The organism is Klebsiella sp. C349492 (genome assembly GCF_042055345.1).
In the GTDB taxonomy this organism is placed as follows: domain Bacteria; phylum Pseudomonadota; class Gammaproteobacteria; order Enterobacterales; family Enterobacteriaceae; genus Klebsiella; species Klebsiella scottii.
Map to the genome: position 1 here is coordinate 1,510,039 of NZ_JANQCE010000001.1, position 22,127 is coordinate 1,532,165.

Below are 22,127 nucleotides of genomic sequence, written 5' to 3' on the forward strand. Positions count from 1 at the left end.
AGATCCAGGTATGAGCAGAGGTTAGGTAGGGCCCCCTACATACCAGAGAAAATCCCCATAGTCGTGACCAGCAGGCCAGAACCAACCTGCAGATTAACGTAATACGTCAACCTTACTTCGATCATATTTAACTCCGGCTTGGTCTAATGACTGGTTTAAGGCTAGTCATTAATTTAAGAGCATCGAAGTGTCTCAAAATTCAAAGGACAAATCTAAATGGAAACATAAAACAATTATAATAAATCGCACAACTGCTGACGCTGTGATTGCAATGCACTGTCGGTGCGGCTTCGAGGCCAGGGCAACGTAATAGGCAATGTGGCTCGGATTCGCCCTGGTCTCGGAGACATAACCACCACACGATCGGCAAGGTATAGAGCTTCTTCCACATCGTGTGTCACCAGCAAAATACTCAACGGTGTATGCTGACGAATGGTCACCAGTACATCCTGCAACTGCTGTCGCTTTAACGCATCCAGCGCCCCGAAAGGCTCATCCAGCAGCAATATTTCCGGCTGAGTGGCAAGACCACGAGCAATCGCCACGCGCTGTGCCATCCCGCCGGATAACTGATGGGGAAATACACGACCAAACCCGTTTAATCCCATCATGGACAGATAATATTCCACCTGTTTCGCTTTATACTCCGGCGTCAGCGAAAGTTGCTCCATGCCCAGTTCAATGTTCTGCGCCACAGTCAGCCATGGGAACAACCGCGCCTCCTGAAACACCAGACTTACCTGTGACGGTATCCCCTGTAATGGCTGATCATTGACGGTAATTGTTCCCAGCTCCGCACGCTCCAGTCCGGCGGCAAGCCTCAGTAGCGTCGATTTACCACAGCCGCTGGCACCAATAATCGCCACCAGTTCACCCGGTGCCAGAGTCAGGTCAATGTCCTCCAGCGCGGCCATCGGCTGCTGGTTAACAGTAAACGTTTTATGAATATGGCGAAATTGTAAGGTCATAAGGTTCTCACTGTCAGTCGTAGCGCCAGGCAGTCAGGCGGCGCTCAATCCGACCGATGGCCCAGGAAATAAAAGCGGCCACCAGCGCAATCAACACAATCCCCGCAAGGATGCGATCCGCCGCCAGCAGCTGCTGGGCGCGCATCATCATGCTGCCCAGCCCTTCGCCCGATGAGACGAAATACTCCGCGCCAATGGTCCCCACCCACGCATGCATCATGCCGAGACGCAGCCCGGTAAACAGGTGTGGCAACATTCCTGGCAGCACCAGGTGACGCAAGCGGGATAATGGCGACAGGCGCAAAGCCGTGGCGACTTCCTGTAACGTTGGCGGCAACTGGGCGATCCCTTGGTGCGTTGCTAACAGCACAGGGAAAAAGCTCGCCAGCGAAATAAAAGCCACCCGCGCACTCTCCCCGAGGCCAAACCATGCAGTGATCAGCGGCAGCCAGGCAAAAATAGCCACGCTGCGTAGCGCAGAAAATAGCGGTGTGAACACACGGTCAGCCCACGCGCTGCTGCCTGTAAACCCGCCCAGCAGTAACCCGGCAACAGCTCCCACCGCAAACCCCAGCAGCATACGCCACAGGCTGGCAGCCAGTTCGCTGGCCAGTATGCCCTGCAACAACCCGGAGCAGAGCGTTTGCCCTACCGTCAGCGGTGAAGCGAAAAAGGCGCTGTTCAGCCAGCCAACGGCACAAGCCAGTTGCCAGATCATAATTAATGTCAGCGGCAGCAGCCAGCCATAAAGATCGCGCGTGACGGGAGACGTTACCTTTCCCGCCCCAGTGACCGGAGCAGGCCAGGAGATCCAGCGTCGGCTGAGTGATAGCAGCAACCCCTCGCCAGCAAACCCCAGCACACCGATAACCACCACACAGACATACACCAGATCGAGCATAAACAACTGCCGGCTCTGCACCAGCAAATAACCCAGCCCTTCACTGGAGGCGAGTAACTCAACCGCAATTAGCGACACCCAACCCTGGGAAAACGCCAGCCGGATGCCGGTCATCAGGAAGGGCAACAGCGAGGGTAATACCAGCCGCTGCCCATATACCCATGGTGAAAGGCGCAAGCTGCGCGCCACCTCCTTCAGTCCCGGGGGGATCTGCTGCACTCCCGCACAGGTATAAAGCGCCACTGGCACGGTCACCGCTTTGATCAGCACAGTGAGCTTCAATGCTTCACCGATACCAAGCATCAGCATTAACAGCGGGATCCACGCCAGCGTCGGGATCTGCACCAGCACGGTAAAGAGCGGCATCAACAGGCGATGAACCGTCTGGCTCAAACCAAAGACCATGCCGAGCAAAAAACCCAGCGCAATGCCGCCCGCCAGCCCCACGGCCAACCGCCACAGACTGATGGGCAGCTCGCGCAGCAGATCCTCGCCAATAAAGTCACGGGCGCTCTCCAGCACCAGCGCCGGGGAGGGTAAAATCTGCTCGGACATCCAGCCATGAAGGCTGGCCTGCCACCAGCAGACTAATAGCCCGACAGGTAACAGCCAGCCGCTGCCCTGCTGAAGTAAACGCTGCTTAGCACTGAGCATCGGCTATTTCTGCGTTAACAGTGCCAGGCGGTGAATGCCGGACTGCTCAATATCCGCCAGCAACGCTGCCACTGTGCCGTAGCTGGCATCTTTATCCGCCTGCACCTGCACCACTACGTCGCTGTTGGCGCGCTGCGCCTCCGTCAACTGGCTCAGTAGTTGTTCACGCGCCATCGCCTGTTTATTCAAAAACAGCTGCTGCGTGCCATCGACGCTAACCACCAACGGATCGGGTCGATCCGCCGGGGCCACGGCAGAGGTTTTAGGCAGGTTGACAGGAATCGCGTTGGTCAGCATCGGAGCGGTAACAATAAACACCACCAGCAGCACCAGCATCACATCCACCAGCGGCGTGATATTCATTTCGCTCATAATATCGTCGTGATTGTTCGAAGAGAATGCCATTTATGCCGCCCCCCTCAACCCGTCGACCGTAAAGGCGGCCCCCTGAAAACCCTGCGCCTGCATCAGGCTGTAGACGTCATGCGCGAAGTCATCCATGTCCGCGACCGCCAGTTTCAGACGCCTTTGGAAGTAGTTGTAAATCAGCACCGCCGGAACCGCGACGGCAATACCAATGCCGGTTGCCACCAGTGCGCTGCCAATGGGCCCGGCGACAGTATCCAGGCTGGCGGAACCCGCAAGACCAATATTCCGTAGGGCGGCCATAATTCCCCATACCGTACCGAACAGACCAATAAACGGTGAAGTGGTACCGATACTCGCAAGCAGTGCCAGCCCGGATTCTAGCGTACGCCGCTCACGCTGGATCTGCTGTTGCAACGCACGCTCAACGCGATCCGGCAACTGCACTTCCAGCGTATTACGCCCTTTCAGGCGCTCCGGTGCATGCAGTGCCGCCTGCGCCAGGTTTGCCAGCGCACCGGGCGTTGAGTTTTGTGCCAGTGCCTGACGCAGATCTTCCTGCTGCCAGAACAGGCGGCGAAACTGCTGATTACGACGCTGCAAACGCAAATACTGCACCAGTTTCAGCGCGCCAACCGTCCACGTGAACAGTGAAAACAGCACCAGTACGGCAATGACCGCGCCTTCCGGTGAAGTTAGGTTAAAATGTTCGGGAGTCATCAAAAGTACCTCATGAATTAAGCGAAAAATCGATCGGAACAATGACCTGGCCGCTCACGGCCTCACTGCCCCGTTTAGCCGGAACAAACGACCAGCGCCTGACAGTGCCAAGCGCCGCCTCATCGAGTGCGCTTACACCGCTGGATTTGTAAATCTGGATTTCCGTTACTTTCCCTGCCGGGCTGACCTGCACTTTGAGCAATACGGTTCCCTCCAGCCCCCGGTTAATGGCACTTTCGGGGTACTCAGGCGCAGGGTTGTGCAAGTAATTGGCGTTCGCCAGCGGCGGCGTGACCGACGTTACCGGCGGTGCCGGGTTTTCCGGTGCCACCGCCGCATGTAGCGGTTTATTCGCCACCGCTGCCGCCGGTTGTGGTTTCGGTTTCGGCACGGCCCTCTTCTTCACCGGCTTAGGTTTCGCTTTCGTCTCAGGCCGCACTTTCGGTTTCGCGGCGGCGAGCGCATTTTCATCCACCTCTGGCGGTGCAGGCGGCGGTTCCACAACCGGTTCAGACACCACCTCCGGTGGTGGCGCCTCAACGGCAACAGGCTGTGGCCCAGCAAATTCAATCTCCATCGGTAAGGCCTGCGGTACGCTGACCGGCGGCACCGCGGGTGGCGCAGTGAGCAGCCACGGCAAAATTGCCGCGTGTAATCCCACAGCAACCGCCAGCGCCAGCAACTGGTCTACCGGGGTAAAAACCCGGCGTGTTTTTTTCGGCGTCAATAATGCATTCCCGGTAATTCCAGGTTCACCGGCACAGACAATCTGCGTCATTCTCTACAACTCCTGGCATTAATATTTTCTTAGGTCTCTGCTATTTAAAAGCAAATTGCCAACATGGCTAATGCGTATTTCGCATAGTTTATTTCCATTCTATGCATGACCGCTTACTTTCGCGCTATGCCTGATTTAGCGAATATCCAAAAATACAATGCCGATTTTTATATTAGCCAGCAGAATAACCATCCTTTAAATCTTGCCGCCTGGATAATCAATAAATAGCGGGTGGCAGCGTGAAATGTGTTCTTTCTCCGAAATGGCTGATGAATGCCTTGGTCAGTTTAAGCCTGGCCTGGTCGACACTGGCTGGTGCGACAGCCAATGAGATTCGTATTGCGGTATCGGATATTGGTGCCGGAGATAAACCCGCAGGCGGCGGGCTGGTGGATGTGATTTACAGCCAGAAATTGCTGGAGCAGGAGTTTGGTCGCAGTGGTATTTCGGTGCGCTGGCTGTTTATTAAAGGTGCCGGGCCGGTGATTAACGAAGGTTTCGCCAACCATCAAATTGATATGGCCTACCTTGGCGATCTCGCCAGCATTGTCGGGCGTTCGCGTGGACTGGACAGTAAAGTCATTGGCGTTGCCGCTCGTGGTATTAACCACTACCTGGCGGTGGCAAAAGGCACCAACATTCATACGCTGGAGGATTTAAAAGGCAAACGCATCGGTTTATTTCGCGGTACCGCAGCAGAATTATCGTTCGTTTCTGCGCTGGAGTCGCAGGGTCTGAAAGCCAGCGAGGTGAAAATCATCAACCTCGACTTTGCCGCGGCCAGCGCAGCGCTGGCCGCGAAACAAATTGACGCTACCTGGGGCGGGAATAACACACTAGCGCTGCGGGATAAGGGCGTGGCGGATATTCCACTGTCGACTCGCGATCTAAATGGAGCCGGTCAATTAAGTGGTCTGATCCTCGTTGAGGGGCAGTTCGCTCGTGCCAATAGCGATATTTTGCAGAGGATCGTTGAAGTGCAACGTAAAGCAGCGGCGTGGGCCAGCGAAGATAAAAATAAAGACGCGTTTATTCAGTTGTTGGCTAATCAATCTGGCTACCCACAAACCCTGTTGCGCGAAGAATGGGATGGTTTACCGCCATTATTCCAGCGGTTATCTCCTGACCTGGATGCGCAATTTGTATCGCAATTAACCAACTCGATCGATATTGCCCGGCAGACGAAACTAATTCGTCAGCCTGTCGATGTGAATCAATGGCTGGACAGTTCGTTTTTAAAAACAAATTAAAAGACGGGAATAATAATGATGAGAAGCAAATGGCATTATTCACTGCTTACCGCCAGTATTCTGGCGGGATTATCGACCGCGCAGGCGACTGATACCACCGGGACAACCACCAGCAACAGTGCAACTGACACCACAGTGCAACTGAAAAAAGTGAAGGTCAGTGCTTCGCGGCCACAGGTACGCCAGCAAACCACCCTCTCTTCACGTGTGGAGGGCAAAACGCTGGAGCAGGATCGACTGTATCGGTTTGAAGATCTTTCCCAGGCCATCAGCGGCGTGGATATTGCCGCCACCGACGCACTCGACACCCGGGTCACCATTCGCGGCATTGGCGATGGCGGAGGCAGCGAAATCAATATCGGTATGCCCAGTAGCGTCGGTCAATTTCTCGACGGCGTGCGCCTGTCGCGGCCGGGAATGCTGGCCAACGATCTGCTGGATATAGACAGCGTCAATGTCTTAAAAGGCCCGCAGGGCACGCTGTATGGCTTTAATACCAGCGCGGGTGCCATTGATATCCGCAGCCGCAAACCAACCTTCACCCCGGAATATTCGCTTGAGCAATCCGTTGGACAGCGGGGTTATGTGCAGTCAAAGCTGATGGCCTCCGGCGCGCTGACCGATACCCTCGCCGGGCGCATCAATCTCTCCCACACTGAAAAAGGCGGTTACGTCGATAATGTGCAAACCGGCAATAAGCTCGGCGGCAGCCGTAGCAATGGTGTACGGGGCCAGTTATTGTGGCAACCGGCAGATAACCTCGATGTGCGCTTTATTGGCGACTACAGCGAAGCCACAAGCTTCCCGGTGATGTCGCTGGTCGATACCCATGCGGTGAACGGAAACGATACGTTCCTTAATCGGGCAAGCCAGGTCGGCGCAACGGTGGTGAAAGGCCGCAAGGTGGCGCTGGACGATGAGTCCAAAACCCGCGTCACCCAAGGCGGCACCTCACTGGCGGCGGATCTGCGCCTGGATAGCGGTTACACGCTGCATTCACTCTCATCCTGGCGTTATTTCCGCTTTCTGCCGCAAAGTGCCGATGGCCTGAGTATCCCGCTGTATGCCAACAGTGGCGCAGATGTGCACGATCGCATCTGGGAACAGCGTTTCTGGTTCGATTCGCCTAAAGGCGGCGTCGTCGACTACACCGTCGGTATCGATTACTGGGGCGAAAACCTCGATACCTTCGCCCATGACCACTATTACAGTGGTTCCAGAGTCACAACCTGGTACGGCAATACCAGCAACACCGGTAAATATGTACAGCGTTTTGGCAAGCTGAATGACAATGCCGTCTCGCTCTACGCCAACAGCACATGGCACCTGAACGAGCAGTGGGACCTGATTACCGGCCTGCGCGGCACTTACGAGAAGAAAACTGGCTCTTTCCGCCGGATCAACAAAAACGATTTTGATTCCGGCAAGCTGTCGCAAACCAACCACCTGCCTGCTGCTACCGCCAGCCTCAACTGGTATGCGACACCCAATATCACCCCTTACCTGACGCTGGCCTATGCCGAGAAATCCGGAGGTCTGAATATCTCCTCCGGCGCAGCATCAAAAGCCGGTACGGATTCGCTGTATATCGATCCGGAGAAAACCCGTTCGGTTGAACTGGGGGTCAAAACCCACTGGCTGCAACGTAAAGTTGAATGGAATACCGCGTTGTTCTGGAGTGAAGTGCGTGACTTCCAGACCACCGCCTATGATGAAGAGACGCTCAGCAGTTATCTGATTAACGCGGGTAAATACCGCAGCCGTGGCATTGAGTCACAACTGGCGCTTTACCCGACAGAAGGCCTGAGCCTCGCCCTGAATGGCACCCTGCTTGATGCCAGCTACCTGGATTTCAAAAATGCCAAATGCCCGGCTGAAATCTCGTTGCAGGCAAATGCACCCGCCACCTGCGATCTAACCGGTAAACGCGTCTTTAGCTCGCCACGACTGAGCTGGAACGCCCGCGCCCGTTACGAGTGGAACGCCTTTGATAACCTGCAGGTGTTTGTTTCAGGTCAATACTCCTGGCGCAGCTGGACCTACGGCACGGTCGATAACTCCGACTACACGCGCATTCCGTCTTACGGCGTACTTAACCTCTCCACCGGGTTAAGCGGTAAGCAGGATAACCACACCTGGCGCGTCTCACTGTGGTTGCAAAACGCGTTGAATAAATCTTACTACCGGGTAATCAAAGCCGGTGATTACGGCTCCGCCTACGGGCAACTTGCGGACGAACGTCTGTTCGGCGTCACCGTGGGTTGGGACTTCAAAGGGTAAGGACTATGAGCGATTTTCCGTACTCACGCCGTCACTTCCTGCGTGACAGCGCCCTGCTCAGCCTGGCACTGCCGCTATGGTCAGGCTCGGGCCTTGCCGCCCCCCGGAAAAATGAGGCCAGTGCAATACCAGTGAAGGTGCAACTACACTGGCTGGAGCAACAACAGCCAGCGTCATTTAGCGGCGTGACCTGGGGCGTTCCGTGGACACAGGGCGCAGTACAAGCGCAGAGTGCGTTTGTACTGCAGGAGCAAGGCGGCGAGCGCGATCTGCAAAGCTGGCCGCTGGCCTGGTGGCCGGACGGCTCCGTTAAATGGTCGGCTCACGCGCTGGGGGGAGAGGTTCCATGTGGCGCACAGCTGAGCGTGGTACCTGTGCCGGAGAAACCCGTCGGGGCGTGCATCGCCACAGAAACCGACAGTGGCTGGATCATTGATACCGGCACTGTGCGGGCAGTGATCGCCCGCCGCGGCGACACGTTGGTGAAAGAGATTTGGCAGGATCAACGCCTGGCGCTGACCAATGGACGACTGGTGTTACGCACTCGCACCAGTGACGAAGCCGATGAAACGCAGACGGTCGACACGCTGGCCGGTCATGCAGATTCAGTCGTGCTGGAACAAAATGGCCCACAACGTGCGGTGCTGACGCTACGGGGAACGCACCGCAAAGGCAGCGATGCCGTGATTCAGTTTGTGGTACGGCTGTACTGGTATGCGGGATCCGGAACGGTGCGCGTGATGCATACCCTTCTCTACGACAACGAGCGGCCACAGCGGGCAATCAGCGGTGTGGGACTGGCATTTGATACACCGCAGCAGGCGGCGCTTCACGATCGGCACGTGCGTTTTGTTTCCGACCAGGGCGGGATCTTTCGCGAAGCGATACGTGGTCTGACCGGCCTGCGTCGAGATCCCGGCAGCGCGGTGATCGCAGCACAATTGCAAGGTGCTGCAACGCCTGCCCTGAGTGACTTTACGCCAATTGTTGCCGAACGGCTGGCAACGATCCCGGCATTTGGCAGCTATCGCCTGACGCAGCACCACCCCGATGGTTACCATATCCACAAACGCACCGGCGAAAATCAGGGCTGGGTGCTGTCGGCCACCGGCACGCGTGCCGGTGGCGTCGGCTATCTTGGCTCAGCGCAGGGCGGCGTAGCGTTTGGTCTGCGCAACTTCTGGCAGAGTTACCCGGCCAGCCTCGAGATTGCCCGCGCGCACACCGATCTCGCCACGGTGACGCTGTGGCTGTGGTCACCGTGGGCGGAAGCGATGGATATGCGTAGCTGGCATGATGAAATGGGGCTCGGCAGCTTTACCGCCCAGCGCGATGCGCTGGATATCACCTACGAAGATTATGAACCCGGTTTCGATACGCCGCACGGCGTAGCGCGCACCAGTGAGTTGTTTATCGACTTACTGCCACGCACGCCTGATGACAGCCATCTGGTGGCAATCGCGCAACGTATGCAACAACCGCCGCTGCTGGTGGCGCAGGGGGAAGACCTGTGGCGGGCAGGTGTGTTTGGCCCGGTATGGGCACCGGCCAGCGTTCTCGGCAAGCAGCATCAGCCGCTGCGCGAGCAGTTGGGCTGGTATTTCGACTTTTATCGCCGGGAAGTGGAACAGCGTAAATGGTACGGTTTCTGGGATTTTGGCGACGTAATGCACACCTACGATGGCGATCGCCACGTCTGGCGTTACGATGTTGGCGGTTATGCGTGGGATAACTCAGAGCTGAGCACCGATCTGTGGCTGTGGTACTACTTTTTACATAGCGGGCGCGCCGATGTGTTCCGCATGGCGGAGGCGATGACGCGCCACACCGGGGAAGTGGATGTTTATCATCTGGGGCGTTTTGCACCGCTCGGTTCACGCCATAACGTACGCCACTGGGGCGACAGTGCCAAGCAACTGCGTATCTCCACTGTGGCAAACCGCCGCTTTCTCTTTTACCTCACTGCTGACGAGCGGATTGGCGATTTGATGGATGAGCAGATCGAAGGGGTGCGGACGCTAAAAAGCGTGTCGCCTGGGCGCAAAATCGGACAGCAGCCCGCGGCAGATCCCCGTTTTGTCAGCCTCTATTTCGGCACGGACTGGAGCGCCGTGGCCGCTGCGTGGCTAACGGCATGGGAACGGCGTAATGATGACGCCATGCGCCAACGACTGCTCGCCAGCATGCGATCCATTGCCGCACAGCCACATGGCTTTTTCACCGGCTTAGCCGAAATGAACGCCGACAGCGGCGAATTTAAGCCCGCCCCGGTGGATCAGTTATTTATCTCCCACTTAAGCGCCGTGTTCGGGCTGGCGGAGATTTGCAGTGAATTACTGCAACTGCTGCCGGATGAAGACTTCACCCAGGCATGGCTTGATTACTGTCGCCTGTACAACGATCTGCCTGCATTGAGTAAGACAGTTGGCAAAGAGGTGAAAAAACTCAATCTGGTACAGGGCCACGCCCGTCTAACCGCGTTTGCCGCCTGGTACCAGCACGATAATGCGCTGGCGAAACGTGCCTGGCGCGAATTTGACAGCGGCGAAGGCGGCATTGCCCATCCCAATCAGCAGCAGCGCCTGATCCGACCGCCAGAAGTGCTGTACCCGGTGCAGGAAGCCGCCATCGACTCCAATATTGATAAACGTTCTGGCAGCACCGGTGAGACCAATCTTGCCACCAACGCCGTTGCGCAGTGGGGACTCACAGCGCTCTCGTTGCTGGCACTGCTGAACACCTCTTCGGATAAATAATGCAGGAAAAACCATGACGGATTTAAGTTACAGTGCAGGGATCGAACGATGTCACGGCCCCCAGCACCAATATGTGTTGAGTTGGGGACGAGATGAGCAAGGCCAGCCACAACGATGGCGCGTAGAGCAGGAGAAACCGCAGGATACAGCGATATTCGTGGATGCCAATACCCTGGAGATAGACAGCGCCGCCGGGTTAACTATGTGGCTGGACAAGCCCCTGTCCGGCACCTATCGCATTAGTTTTACCCGCGAAGTCATGATGCAAAACCGCCCTCATGACCGACTGTCTGACGTTAACCTGTTCTGGGCGGCGCGCGATCCGGCCAACCCGGACCTATTTACTCGCGACGGCGAGTTAAGCCAGTACGACGCGCTGGAGCTGTATTACGCCGGTATTGGCGGCAACTGGAATACCACCAGCCGTTTTCGCCGTTACGACGGTCGCGGTAAGCGCCAGTTGCTTGAGGAATTCACCGATGCCAGCCGGTTGCTACGCCCGCACCACGCTTATCATATGGTGATTGAAGTGGCGAATAACGCCACCCGCCTGTGGGTAGACGGTGAATTGTGGTTCAGCGCGGCCTACACCTCGCCGCCCGCGCCCGGATATTTTGCATTTCGAACTGTGTGGTCGCGGCAGGTGATCCGCAATTTTAGAGTAACGCCGTTGTAGCCGTCTCACGCTGACCGTGAATGGCTTCATCCACGTGCATAAACGTTTCCATCAGGGTGCGCGTCAGCCACGACAAGCGCGCACCCGCCAGCGAAACAATGCCATAGTGGGTATAAAACTCGTCGGTATCGTCATCCAGCCCGGCGATTTTCAGCATATTCAGCCCTTGTTGCGCGGCATCCTGTGAGTAATTGGTGGTGCCAATCGCATCCGAATGACGAACCACCTCAAGCAGACTGTAGCCATTTTCACATTCAATACTGGTACGAATATCCTGACGCCCACTAAGCTGTACCAACGCCCGGTGCAAGTTCGGCGGGCGGATCGTGGCGGCCAGCGGGTAACTGAACAGTTGTTCAACAGTTATTTCGTCCAGGTGTGCCAGTGGATGTTGCTGGCGACAGCAAAAACCCCAGCGGTGGCGGATCAGCGGTTGAACCTGAAAGCGTGTATCAAATTCAAAATTACGCGTATCGGCAACAATAAATCCGAACTCCCCCGCCTGTAATTTTTCGCCCAACGCCTGCCAGTTATCCACGCGAAATAGCAAACGTACGCGCGGATAATCGCGGGAGAACGCCCCCATCACCTGCGGTAATAACCAGGCTGCGGGAGCAGGCCCAAGACCAAAACGAATTTCACCGTCGTCTTTTTCATTAAATGCGGCAATATCGTTAAGGAGATCCTGACTGTGCTGTAAAAGCTGGCGGGCATGTTCCAGCACCAGCAGGCCTTTTTTGGTGGGCTCAAGTGGATTCTGACGGTTGATGAGTCGTGCACCAACCGTTTGTTCCAACGACTGAATACTTCGACTAAAAGCAGGTTGCGAGATCTTCATTGCCTGCGCTGCCGTTGTAAAGTTACGGAATTCAACGAGCGCAACGAAATGGCGAAGTTGGCGCAGTTCAATATTCATAGGTGCAAAAACCATAAAGTACAGAAATTAATTTTCAGGTTATGAGTTTCGTGAATGTAACTGAAAGAATTTAATATCATAATTATATACGCATATGGTTAGCAGGTAATTCTGGATGCTGAAGGATAGACCCAATTGCGCGGAGTGATTGAGGTAATCTCCTTCAGTCATGAGCAACTCGTAAGCCTGTCCTGACTATTAGTCATTGCAGGACAAGCAGCCTCCACTGCTACGATTCCTTTCGTTATAGAACAGAGATCTGGAAGTATTCAGAAATCCTCTGGTGTGTTATGCGCGTCCTACTCCGGTGCGGAAGGCCCCGAACTGCTTTTATACTTGCTTTCCTTATACACAGCATTTCCTTCCTATCCTAACGGCTCCCCCTAATGCATCATGACATCGGCCAGTGATTGGTCTGCATATAGTCCACCACGCTCACAAGGTCCCTTTTCTGTGTTTCGCCAGCACGTCAGCCTGTTTACCAAATTCGGGAACGTCCATCCTGGCCATTACCATATTCGTACCCTTGGCTGGTTTGTGGGTTGTCCACCTTGCGGCCGTATGCTGAGATTTGTCCTGCCTAAGAATGTCCCGACTGAACCAGAATCATATAATTAACATCTGAGAAATATATTTACGAAAAACAGGGCTATTTTAACCGTATATAAAGAAAATCACCGTTTTGGCTATCCCACCTAAGCCGCCTGTACACAATTCCTTTAATGGCGTGGGCTGGAGGGTGGTACAGGGCAGTGAAATTATCCCTCCCGCCCTGTCCCAACCCATACCACACGCTTATTTTTTATTCATGGCGAACGTTAACGTCTTTCGTGAGATGTTAAACCACACATTCATTCGGGTGGCCTGTTTTACCCTATATCCGCTTACCACCATCGCCACCATCACCGCTCCGTTCATGATGTATGCCGGGTGAGAAACGCTCTGCCCGTGGTTTTGCCTGTTAAAATCCTCAATGTGATGTTTAAGACCGTACGATGTCGGATTGTCGGTATTGAAATACTTCACCTGACTGTTCAGCAGCCCGAACCGTCGGATCCAGTCCAGGCAGTTGATCGCCGCCGTCATAAACGCCGGCTTTTCGGCGGGGTGAACCCACGTACTTCCCCGGTTATGCAACTCCAGACCATCACCGTTAAACGCCGGATAATTGGCCAGTAATCCGTTACCGCATGCCTTATTTCTGTCTCATCGTCGACACGTTCCCCCCCGGACTCCTTGCGCAAAGTAATCGGAGCCGCCGGGGCTGATACAGCGTTTCCCACGAAAAGGCCAGGCCTCCGCCATCTCAGGCGTTGACTGGTTACCGTCTTTCCTGTGTTTCTGTGCCTCAGTCCACTGGCTGGCATATTCGGTAAACGTCACCCGCTGCCCCTGACGCATCCAGTGAGCGATCATAATCAGGGTGCGTTCCAGACTCTGGTTATCTCCTGCCGCCCCACAACGGGTACCCGCTGGCAGGGCTGGACAGGTGGCGTGGAGCTGCAACTGCTGACGGCCAACGTCAACATCGCGCTGCAAAACATCGATATCGTGATACGCATCAGCTAATTCCTGTGTGTGTTTTCGGTCGAGCTGTGCCAGTTGTTCCTGGCGTACCTGCATATCGGTGATGGTGGCAGCCAGACTGTTAACGGCTTTCTGTGCCCTGTGTGCCATGGCACGCCAGCCGACTGCCTTGCCGTGGTAGTGGTCAACTACCCAGCCCAGTGAAAGAACGGCAGCGGCGAGCGCGGCAATAAGATATTTATTCATTCCTTAGCCCCTTCAGGCACAGCGTTTTCTCTTTGCCACGGCGTTCCACCAGACCGGGTAACACCACACCACCACCGTAAATCCAGCGGGTGAACTAATTACAGGCCTGCATCACCTGACCTTTGCTCAGCAGCGCAAACAGCATCGAACGGCGCATCGTCGGGCATCCCACATTGAATGTGATGGACATCACTGCCGAGAAGGTGTCATCCGTCAGCGATTTGCCGTCGACATACTCATTTACGCACCATTTAGCAGCACCGATGTTCTTTTCCCAGTCCCGGGCGATTTGCTGGTCGGTCTTCGGGGCGCCCGGCTTCACGTTGTGCATGTTCCCGATACCGTCGGTAATGATGCCTGCCGGGCAGGTGTACGGGTCACGGCGGCAGCCTTCAGCGTTGCCGATCAGCTCCAGCCCTTCCCGGTTGGTCCGCAGTGTGCCGTGTGACAACACAATATTGATAATCAACGTCACCGAGCAGGCGACGACGGCAACGCCGATATGACCCTTAGAGGCTCTTGCCATCATCCTGTCCCCGGCCCTGTTCTGGTGGTAGCGCGTCTTTCTGCTGCCGGGCCAGATGCTCTCAGTAAGCCCTGCTGTCAAGATTGCGGAAATGAGCGTTAATCACTGATATCACTACCGCCACAATAATTCCGCCCAGTACACCGACAGCACTCCACTCTTCCGGAGTGAAGTAATTCAGCAGCCCGGTGACAAAAGAACCGATGGCCACGCCATAGGAGGTGGCGGTCGTCACGTGATGCGTGTTCATTGACTGCTCCCTTAACGACGGCGACCGTAACGGCGGTAGGTGGTACGGGAATGGGTGACCGTCCGGGAGCGAGAGCCGTAATAGCTTTTTGGTCCGGTATAGCGTGGCGTCTGTAGTGATGTACCACAGTTGTGTGGCTGTGGTAGTTGTGGCCGCCACCGCTCATCAGGTGGCCCATCAGCATACCGCTGAGAAAACCACTGTCATGGTCATGCACCACCACCGACGGTGTCTGGCTCTGAACGATGACCGACTGCTGTGCCTGCGGCTGAGACAGAACCACCAGCGAGATGCCGGCGTGCCCGCGGTGTATTCGTTATCGTCACGACAGGCGTGCAGCAGCAACGCGGCAACGACAATGCCGCCCGCGATATACAGGTATTTTTTATTCATGGATTAAACCGGGAAAGTGGTTCAGCCCGTCGGGCTGGATTGACAACAAAGCGACCGGATATTGATACCCGCGGGCCTGAAAAAGAAAAAGGCCCACCGAAGTGAGCCTTTGAAAGGTATCGTGCAATATTGTGGTGCCGGGTGCCTCCCGGTGAGCATTTGGACAGCCTCCGTGGCTCGCGAGTAGTGAGTATCCATAAACTAGCGGCTATGGCTGCTGTTTTCGCCCCTCCGCTTAGGGGGATTCACCACAACGCAGAAGAAAATACCCCGTCGTGAATAAATAATTCCCAAACAACATATCACTATGTTTCGAAGGGTTGTTTACATACTAAATGAGAATAACTATCATCTTCGTATCCGGTAGACAGACATTCCGGCCCCTTAATGCTTTATTGCATAATTTGCTGCCCCACAGTTCCCACTATGGGCTTTTTTTCGGCGAGGATGCCATGTACAGTCTGAGGAAACAGCTAAGCCGGTATTCAGCCCGGTATACGTTGCTAACCGAATCACAGTCCATTCATTTCCCGTGGGAAATCTTCCGTAACACCCTGATAATGCATCAATGTGCAGCAATTGAGTTATGTCTGGCTGAAAGGGGCTGGACACTTCATGTGTGCCATGATGAAACGACAGGCTTCCTCATGTATATCGCAAGAAGCAAATACGGACGCCAGATTATCATCAGGTATCCGGACTATCAGAGAGAAATGGCGAAGATTAGATAGACTGGTCCGCCATCGGGGCCTCGAACCCCGGCCCCTACTTCCTGTCACAAAGCAATGCTCTTGCCTGGCTGAGCTAATGGCGGAATAGAAGATAAGGATATCGTCATGAATACTCGCATTCAACCCTGTATTTTGTACACCTAAATACGACAAACACAGAGTGATTAACTTTCTGACAGAACAAATGAAAAAGCCCACGCATAAGCATGGGCTCAAATAGAGGCGTGGTACTGAGAGCCTCTTATGTAAACCTTTGGTCAGCAACCATGATTAGTTAAGCTTTCAAAGATCATCGACCGCTAAATAACGTAAATGTGTTGTTGAGCCAGAATAACTGGTGGTTCTAGATCAGTCACCTAACCCGCGAGATTGCTACCAACTGTTTTTAACTTTACCGTCGACTGACTGATTACGCCTCACCCGAAGATGAACATCACCACAACGCCAATGATATTAACGTGATAAAACCAAACCTATCTTAAATAACTTATTCACTTCCTTGTATTCCTTTCTATTCGCATCAGTAGAAACAGAAATGTAACCAGAAGAAGGTAAACCATAAACTCAAAAATAACATCCAATGAGTTGTAAATCATTGAGAAATCATACCCTTCCACCCCATACTCATTATGAGTGTTCACAAAATTCTCTGCGGCATAAACAAGAAAGGCATCAGGTTCAAAATGTTGATTGGACTGAGATGCTGTCGTAAGCGTGTAACCAATAAATTCCGTAAGCATATCAGCAGGAACACCAATATTTTCCGCTGCAGATATAGCACAGACAACCAAATCGCTCTCGGACTGACGTTTCGCATCAAGTTTTATATGCGCATAATTTTGCGTTAGAAACTGATACAACTCGTTCAACTCATTTTCTGGAATCGAATCTACATTTATTGTTGAGTGATCGTCACATTCATTACTGAGATCATGAAAGACTTTAAGAAGCTCATCGTTTTCAAAGCCACTGTCTACATGTTTGATGATGTTATTTATCTTATGATGAATGAAGTCGTTTTCCGATGAAAACTCATTGACAAGTAACATTCCGACAACAAAAAGGAACGCAACCGCAACAACGATAAAGAAAGATTGAATAACAACATAATATCTGCCAGTATTTTTTCTAGACATAAAAAGCCATCCAAATAAAAAATATCAGGATAGCTCATAATTTCTAAACAGAACCTCTCGCAACTTTATATTCATTAAGAATCATTACAAACCTTCTCACCTTCTTTAATAACAGTTAAACGACAAATGGAATCACAATGCAACATTATTGTCACAAACAGTTTCAATGATTTATCCATTGGACTATAGATATTCCAGAACTGTTAAGGGTTAAGTCGAAGTCATTACTCTTAGCACAATAGCGAGTATAATTCGTTACGAATAGCTTTTTATGCAACTTTCATTATCCAGCTACGTGATCTCAAGCTTTGCCCCCGACATGATGATGCAGGCGGCAATAAACGTCTCCGCTATCATCAGTCTTTGCCTAATTTTTCCTTCAGAACATTTCTTCCAGCGGGAAATTGTGGACTTGGATACACCGTGCATGTAGTGAAGCATAATCAACTCAAGTTCATTATTGCGTCCTGTCTTTCTCAACATACCTACCGTCGTCGTCACAGCATGATGGCCGCGATTTGCCCTCTTTCTGGAGCAGACCTTTAAACCCAGCATCAATCGGTGACCAATCTACCTGGGAGCCTTCGTTTGACGCCCAGCCCCCCAGCGTTCCAGCACCTGTTGAATATCACGCATTATGTTCCCCTTCAGTCTCTCATCCCGATTTCACCCCAGCGCTTCGATGTTCGAACATCCCATATGTGTGCATCGTCCTCGAACAACGCATCCAGCAGAGCTTTAGTGAGGTTGTCGATGTCCGGTTTTTGCTGGTGCGGTTGACCATCCATCTCAGCTCGTTTCTTTTTGCTCCAGCTTTTCGGCATCGGCAGAACGAAAGTGATATGGGCGCCCGCCTCCGGTACCCGGATCTCATGGAGACGAACGTCATCACAATAATGCCGGTACCGGACAACAGGTGGACGTTCTTTCCACCTGTCCGACTGGGTCATCCGAGGTTTGCCCAATGGGGTGACAAGGTATTGAGCTACCCGGGGCCGGTTACGAAATAATTCAGGCCCCCCAGCTCATTGTGAACCTGCAGCAATAGCTCCGCTTCAGTACCGAACTTAGACTCCCAGATACGGCGGCCAGCATGGAAAGCCACAGCGTAACCACCGGTGCGATGGTGGATGTGGCAAAGTGGGATTGTTTTATAGTGATCGGCCCGCTGGCTGGTGCCCTGCCCAGTCCGGATATGATGAATCTCCGCCGGCGTATCCCCCAGACAGAGGTTACGGCACACTATGCAGCCCAGTGCAGACACTCGTGAAAGATATATGCGTTCTGCCTTAGTCATGCCGAGCCACCAGCAGAAAAGACAAATACACCGCGACAGGATGTGCGGTGTGGGAAGAAGTTCTGTTTTTGATGCGCCACCACTGTTATCTCCGTGATGGTGCGACAGGTTATCTGGTGTTCAGGCTGACGAGGTTAGTATACGTCACAACTCGTCAGGCTTAAAGTGCGTCGAAAGTTGTTGGTGTGATTCCTTGGTAATAAGAATTGCCTCTGCTGGGATCGGTATCACCGCATACGTACCATCCAAACTAGTAATGACTTCATAGCGACCAACGATAGTAATAAACTGAAGCAGTTCTTCGATATTCATATAACTTCCAACATAAAGTATTGCCGTTACAGGCCCTGTCCCTCCCTTCCCTGCACGCGGCTTATCGTGGCGGATTATATTTGTGAGATAACAGTTCACAATGTGCTGAACGCATCAACTGGTAATACAATGATGTAAGCAAAGAATAACTGAAATACGAATTCTAATTAAGTTTCATTTGACGATCGTTTAGAAAGGAACAAACCCTCATTTTCCACGGCATACTATCCGTCCATACATAATGATGTTAAAGGCATGACCAAAACGCAACGATTTAGTATTCTCAGGGCACTAACGAAATCTAAATATTGACACCTAATAATTTATCTGCATCATATTCACAACAAAAATAAACTAACAATCAACAACCATAGATTACAGTACAAAAACCATTTAATGTTAAAATTGAATGACGGTACATTGGTAATGAACGCTTAGTTTCAATACAGGTTCATTATTTTCATTGCTGCCTGAGGCTAACTAATACCACGACAAACGAGCTTTGGGATTTCCAAGCAATACATGTTTCATATACAACTACCGGGTAGAATTGCTCAACAAAAGGGAATGGCATATGACAAAAAAACAGAAAATCATTCACTTACAAAAGAACTCAGTTGATGAGTCTGACACCAAACCATTAAAATTCATGCTTGAACCCTTTCTGCAACAAGTCAAAGAAAAGTTGCGTCAAAAGGCGAGAAAGCGCAAATAATCACAGTATGGGCTCAGTAAAGCCACTATTCTTTTGCTTTTCTGAAAATATGTGGCTATTGATACACCAACAGCCACATTCTACTAATATAAAAACAATAACACGACTACCTACTCTTAGTGCCTTGGTGGCTCTCTATAGTTGAGCGTACTACCTCAGCCTCCACAGACTAAGTCATCATCTTATGCATTCAATCCAAAAGGCAAGGCTCTGAGGTTACACTTTTCCCCGTATCTCCTGTCGCATCGCTCCCGCTCCTTTTCCATGCATTTTTACTACAATTACCGTCTTTTCGCCTTGTCCAGAGCTTATCAAGTTGGTCTTTTTGAAGGTCCTGTGATTCAGGTCTCCGTGACCATCGTTTGGTACAAAGGGATTTTCGAGTAGATTTTTCCATAAAACTCTCCAGGTAGATATTGCCTAACTATTCCGTAGCTTATCCTTCAATGCTGAATTGATATTAGCATCGCCAGAAGAGAATTTATTTCAACCTTTGTTTATCTTTGTAAAGACGGGCTGTCGTTACATCAATACCTGCTTTGTCTAATTCGTTGAATGTTGGTATCCACTTGTAAAAAAGATATAACTGAGTCAGGTCTGAGGGAACAGATGCTCACATGGCATTATAACAATGGATGCCAGACATTCGCAGGGAGTTGCACTGATACACTGGCGGCGCTAAGGCCTGCTATCTACATTTCTACCTTAGGATCCTTGAGAACCATCATATAACCATCCGGAAATAACGAAAGCTTGCTGAACTTCAACCCAGATGTTTTGAGATCGGGCGTGTTAATGGCATCCAACAATCGGTACAGAGCATGAATTTTGTTGTTCTGATCGTTCTCTGGCGAATGTATTTAAACCCACTGGTTCAGATTTCAGTTTTGTGTCTTATAAAATGCCCTATATAAGCTTGAATTTCACACTCTGCCTTTTCCAGACAAGCTCTTTCACTATGTTCTAACATGCAATATGGGAGATGCGCAGCGCCCCCATAATTAACGAAGCAGTCATCAAGTCTGAGTCGTTCAGATATATCAAAAACAAAGCTGCCAATCTTATCTATTGCGTCAATCTCACCATGCATGTCTTCTTTTTTAATGTCAAATGTGATAATCAGTCTGTGCAGCGTCTCGATAGCCATACGCATAGTCTCCCAATATAAAGATTGATGACGGCAGCGACCCGCGATTCTATATCATCTTTCTTCAACAAAACGTCTACTAAGTGATAGTAAGTTTTCGTCTATAGTACCGGAATTTCGTAGTGATGGGCGTTAAGCGACAACGTAGCATTTCGCCTGGAACGGCTTTTCTATAGATTGCCCTCCCAGCCATATGAAGTTACAGGTATCCAACTTTACTGTTAAAACCAATAACCAGGGCACAGGAATCAACCATAACGTTTATCCAGCATTTACCTAGCTGTACCTATAATATCTTACCTCCGCAGCGCTATGATTGCTGAGATACTTTATTTACCGGAGGATAAGTTTTGTATTTTTTTTGATTATTGCCGCACTAATACTTGTTGGTATTTCAGCATACTGTATGTATTCCTATGTACAGGATAATCGTAAAAAAATTTACCAGCGAGGAAAAAATAATTCGGTTAGCATGAATCATGCTTTCTGGTAAGAATCTGGCCCACCCCAGGCCAGTTTTAACATGTGGTAACTCGAAAACCTGCCCTGTTCCAGATGGAATCTTACTGTTCCGAGAAAACCATTGATCGTCCTCTAATCTCGGCATTCCACTGTTCTGTTAACTTTTTTCGGGCCTTGCTTTCTGCACCAGCCATGTACGTTATACGGACTTCATAGTGCCCGTTCGGACATCTCAGCGAACCGAAACAGGCACCAAATGTATTGTTTTTCCAGCGAGATTCCGATGCCCAGTGACACACCGGGCATCTGGATGGTTTTACCAGTCCTGCCACGCCATCACCTCCTGAAGCAAATTCTCGTGCTTACGAACATGGCGGATCCCTTCCCTGAGTTCGGCGAGGCGTTCAGACTTTTCACGCGTACGGCGGATCTCACGATTTACCGCTGTCAGCATCTCAGAAAATGCACTGGTTTCTTCCTGGCTGGTAAACGACGGAATGGATCCTACTACCGCCGCTACAGCCTGCTCTGGCGCTTCATGTTGCGCAGATTCGGCCGTTTATTGCACAGACTCAGCCGGTTGTAGCTCTGGCTCTGACTCTGCAACAGGTTGAGGCAACGCAATGAGAGGAACCTCTACCCCGACCTTTTCGGACTTCGCGAGGTCTATGGTTTTCTGCTGCGCCGGAGTTTCACCCACAGGCAGTTCGGGATGGTCCGTCGGTTCTTCAGGTTCAGTAATCGGCAGCACAACAGGAAGTGACCACGTCACTTTTCTGCCAGTCTCATTTTTTTGAATACGCCCCTGCTTTTCAAAAAACCGAAGTGTCGAAACCATCCCGCGGGCATCGCGCTTAACCGGCCAAAGGTTGGAAGATATAGCCAGGATGCAATTCAGCGACATCTGGGATGGATACCTCCATGTTCAGCAATCAAAAACCGGATCTAAACTGGCAATTCCGCTGTCTCTTCGGTGTGATGCTAGAGGGTTAACTCTTGAAGATGTAATCTCTCGTTGCAGGGATAGGATCCTGAGTAAGTTTGTTATTCACCACCACCATACAACCTCGCAAGCAAAACGAGGTAACCCGGTAGCAGATAAAACCTTTTGCAGAAGAAT

The 22,127-nt window shown here is 52.0% G+C and carries 21 protein-coding genes, 1 tRNA gene and 3 pseudogenes; 6 read left to right on the top strand and 19 right to left on the bottom strand.

Going from position 1 to position 22,127, the window contains the following annotated elements:
• Positions 1–233 precede the first annotated feature (233 nt).
• From NWP14_RS07125 to NWP14_RS07145, 5 genes are read right to left on the bottom strand one after another with little or no spacing between them, the layout of a single operon-like run.
• On the bottom strand, positions 234–968 hold the full coding sequence (locus NWP14_RS07125) for an ABC transporter ATP-binding protein (protein ID WP_095096577.1): 735 nt from the start codon (positions 966–968) through the stop codon (positions 234–236).
• A 13-nt stretch (positions 969–981) separates the two neighbouring features.
• A complete protein-coding gene (locus NWP14_RS07130) occupies positions 982–2,523 on the bottom strand; it encodes an ABC transporter permease (RefSeq protein ID WP_375215050.1) in 1,542 nt (513 codons plus the stop codon).
• Between the two features lie 3 nt (positions 2,524–2,526).
• Positions 2,527–2,928 carry a biopolymer transporter ExbD gene (locus tag NWP14_RS07135; protein ID WP_095096573.1) on the bottom strand — a complete coding sequence of 134 codons (402 nt, stop codon included), beginning with the start codon at positions 2,926–2,928 and terminating at the stop codon, positions 2,527–2,529.
• Positions 2,929–3,609 carry a MotA/TolQ/ExbB proton channel family protein gene (locus tag NWP14_RS07140; RefSeq protein ID WP_095096570.1) on the bottom strand — a complete coding sequence of 227 codons (681 nt, stop codon included), beginning with the start codon at positions 3,607–3,609 and terminating at the stop codon, positions 2,929–2,931.
• 10 nt (positions 3,610–3,619) lie between these two features.
• Positions 3,620–4,387, bottom strand: coding sequence for an energy transducer TonB (locus tag NWP14_RS07145; RefSeq protein ID WP_095096567.1), 768 nt, complete (start codon positions 4,385–4,387; stop codon positions 3,620–3,622).
• A gap of 269 nt (positions 4,388–4,656) precedes the next feature.
• On the opposite strand from NWP14_RS07145, the gene NWP14_RS07150 reads away from it, so the two are divergent.
• From NWP14_RS07150 to NWP14_RS07165, 4 genes are read left to right on the top strand one after another with little or no spacing between them, the layout of a single operon-like run.
• Positions 4,657–5,637, top strand: coding sequence for an ABC transporter substrate-binding protein (locus tag NWP14_RS07150; protein ID WP_375215051.1), 981 nt, complete (start codon positions 4,657–4,659; stop codon positions 5,635–5,637).
• A 15-nt stretch (positions 5,638–5,652) separates the two neighbouring features.
• Positions 5,653–7,917: a TonB-dependent receptor gene (locus NWP14_RS07155; RefSeq protein WP_095096563.1), complete on the top strand. Its 2,265-nt coding sequence runs from the start codon at positions 5,653–5,655 to the stop codon at positions 7,915–7,917.
• 5 nt (positions 7,918–7,922) lie between these two features.
• Positions 7,923–10,673: a Tat pathway signal sequence domain protein gene (locus tag NWP14_RS07160; RefSeq protein WP_375215052.1), complete on the top strand. Its 2,751-nt coding sequence runs from the start codon at positions 7,923–7,925 to the stop codon at positions 10,671–10,673.
• 13 nt (positions 10,674–10,686) lie between these two features.
• On the top strand, positions 10,687–11,349 hold the full coding sequence (locus tag NWP14_RS07165) for a DUF6250 domain-containing protein (RefSeq protein WP_375215053.1): 663 nt from the start codon (positions 10,687–10,689) through the stop codon (positions 11,347–11,349).
• Here the strand turns inward: NWP14_RS07165 and NWP14_RS07170 are convergent.
• From NWP14_RS07170 to NWP14_RS07220, 11 genes and pseudogenes are all read right to left on the bottom strand, one after another.
• Positions 11,330–12,265 (bottom strand): LysR family transcriptional regulator, encoded by a 936-nt coding sequence (locus tag NWP14_RS07170; RefSeq protein WP_095096556.1) that lies wholly within the window; start codon positions 12,263–12,265, stop codon positions 11,330–11,332. The genes NWP14_RS07165 and NWP14_RS07170 overlap by 20 nt on opposite strands.
• A 795-nt stretch (positions 12,266–13,060) precedes the next feature.
• Entirely contained in the window at positions 13,061–13,351 is a 291-nt protein-coding gene (locus NWP14_RS07175) for a hypothetical protein (protein WP_375215054.1), read from the bottom strand.
• 120 nt (positions 13,352–13,471) lie between these two features.
• Positions 13,472–14,038, bottom strand: coding sequence for a lysis system i-spanin subunit Rz (locus tag NWP14_RS07180; protein WP_375215055.1), 567 nt, complete (start codon positions 14,036–14,038; stop codon positions 13,472–13,474).
• A pseudogene (locus tag NWP14_RS07185) lies at positions 14,031–14,564 on the bottom strand (lysozyme). Before NWP14_RS07185 ends, NWP14_RS07180 begins: the two are co-directional and overlap by 8 nt.
• Positions 14,565–14,625: 61 nt before the next feature.
• Positions 14,626–14,814 (bottom strand): phage holin, encoded by a 189-nt coding sequence (locus NWP14_RS07190; RefSeq protein ID WP_095096548.1) that lies wholly within the window; start codon positions 14,812–14,814, stop codon positions 14,626–14,628.
• A gap of 1,126 nt (positions 14,815–15,940) precedes the next feature.
• Positions 15,941–16,021 (bottom strand) — tRNA-His (locus tag NWP14_RS07195).
• A gap of 408 nt (positions 16,022–16,429) precedes the next feature.
• On the bottom strand, positions 16,430–17,074 hold the full coding sequence (locus tag NWP14_RS07200) for a hypothetical protein (protein ID WP_375215056.1): 645 nt from the start codon (positions 17,072–17,074) through the stop codon (positions 16,430–16,432).
• Positions 17,075–17,365: 291 nt separating this feature from the next.
• Positions 17,366–17,710 (bottom strand): annotated as a pseudogene (locus NWP14_RS07205) (antiterminator Q family protein).
• Positions 17,711–17,721: 11 nt separating this feature from the next.
• On the bottom strand, positions 17,722–18,024 hold the full coding sequence (locus NWP14_RS07210; protein WP_095096538.1) for a RusA family crossover junction endodeoxyribonuclease: 303 nt from the start codon (positions 18,022–18,024) through the stop codon (positions 17,722–17,724).
• 35 nt (positions 18,025–18,059) lie between these two features.
• Positions 18,060–18,371, bottom strand: coding sequence for a Ref family recombination enhancement nuclease (locus NWP14_RS07215; protein ID WP_375215057.1), 312 nt, complete (start codon positions 18,369–18,371; stop codon positions 18,060–18,062).
• 144 nt (positions 18,372–18,515) lie between these two features.
• Positions 18,516–18,683 (bottom strand): hypothetical protein, encoded by a 168-nt coding sequence (locus tag NWP14_RS07220; protein ID WP_331835506.1) that lies wholly within the window; start codon positions 18,681–18,683, stop codon positions 18,516–18,518.
• A gap of 574 nt (positions 18,684–19,257) precedes the next feature.
• Here NWP14_RS07220 and NWP14_RS07225 point away from each other — a divergent pair.
• On the top strand, positions 19,258–19,398 hold the full coding sequence (locus NWP14_RS07225; RefSeq protein WP_157349080.1) for a hypothetical protein: 141 nt from the start codon (positions 19,258–19,260) through the stop codon (positions 19,396–19,398).
• Positions 19,399–20,272: 874 nt separating this feature from the next.
• Here the strand turns inward: NWP14_RS07225 and NWP14_RS07230 are convergent.
• The 3 genes from NWP14_RS07230 to NWP14_RS07240 all read right to left on the bottom strand — a co-directional run bounded on the left by NWP14_RS07230 (position 20,273) and on the right by NWP14_RS07240 (position 21,911).
• Positions 20,273–20,545, bottom strand: coding sequence for a hypothetical protein (locus tag NWP14_RS07230; RefSeq protein ID WP_375215058.1), 273 nt, complete (start codon positions 20,543–20,545; stop codon positions 20,273–20,275).
• A 778-nt stretch (positions 20,546–21,323) separates the two neighbouring features.
• Positions 21,324–21,461, bottom strand: a complete 138-nt coding sequence (locus NWP14_RS07235) for a hypothetical protein (protein WP_157349078.1) — start codon at positions 21,459–21,461, stop codon at positions 21,324–21,326.
• 105 nt (positions 21,462–21,566) lie between these two features.
• The gene (locus tag NWP14_RS07240; RefSeq protein WP_331835508.1) at positions 21,567–21,911 is read right to left on the bottom strand and encodes a hypothetical protein; all 345 of its coding nucleotides are present in this window, start codon (positions 21,909–21,911) and stop codon (positions 21,567–21,569) included.
• Between NWP14_RS07240 and NWP14_RS07245 the strand changes: the two are divergent.
• Positions 21,862–22,113, top strand: a pseudogene (locus NWP14_RS07245) (integrase); the annotation flags it as partial. The gene NWP14_RS07240 and the pseudogene NWP14_RS07245 sit on opposite strands and share 50 nt — an antisense overlap.
• Positions 22,114–22,127: the final 14 nt, after the last annotated feature.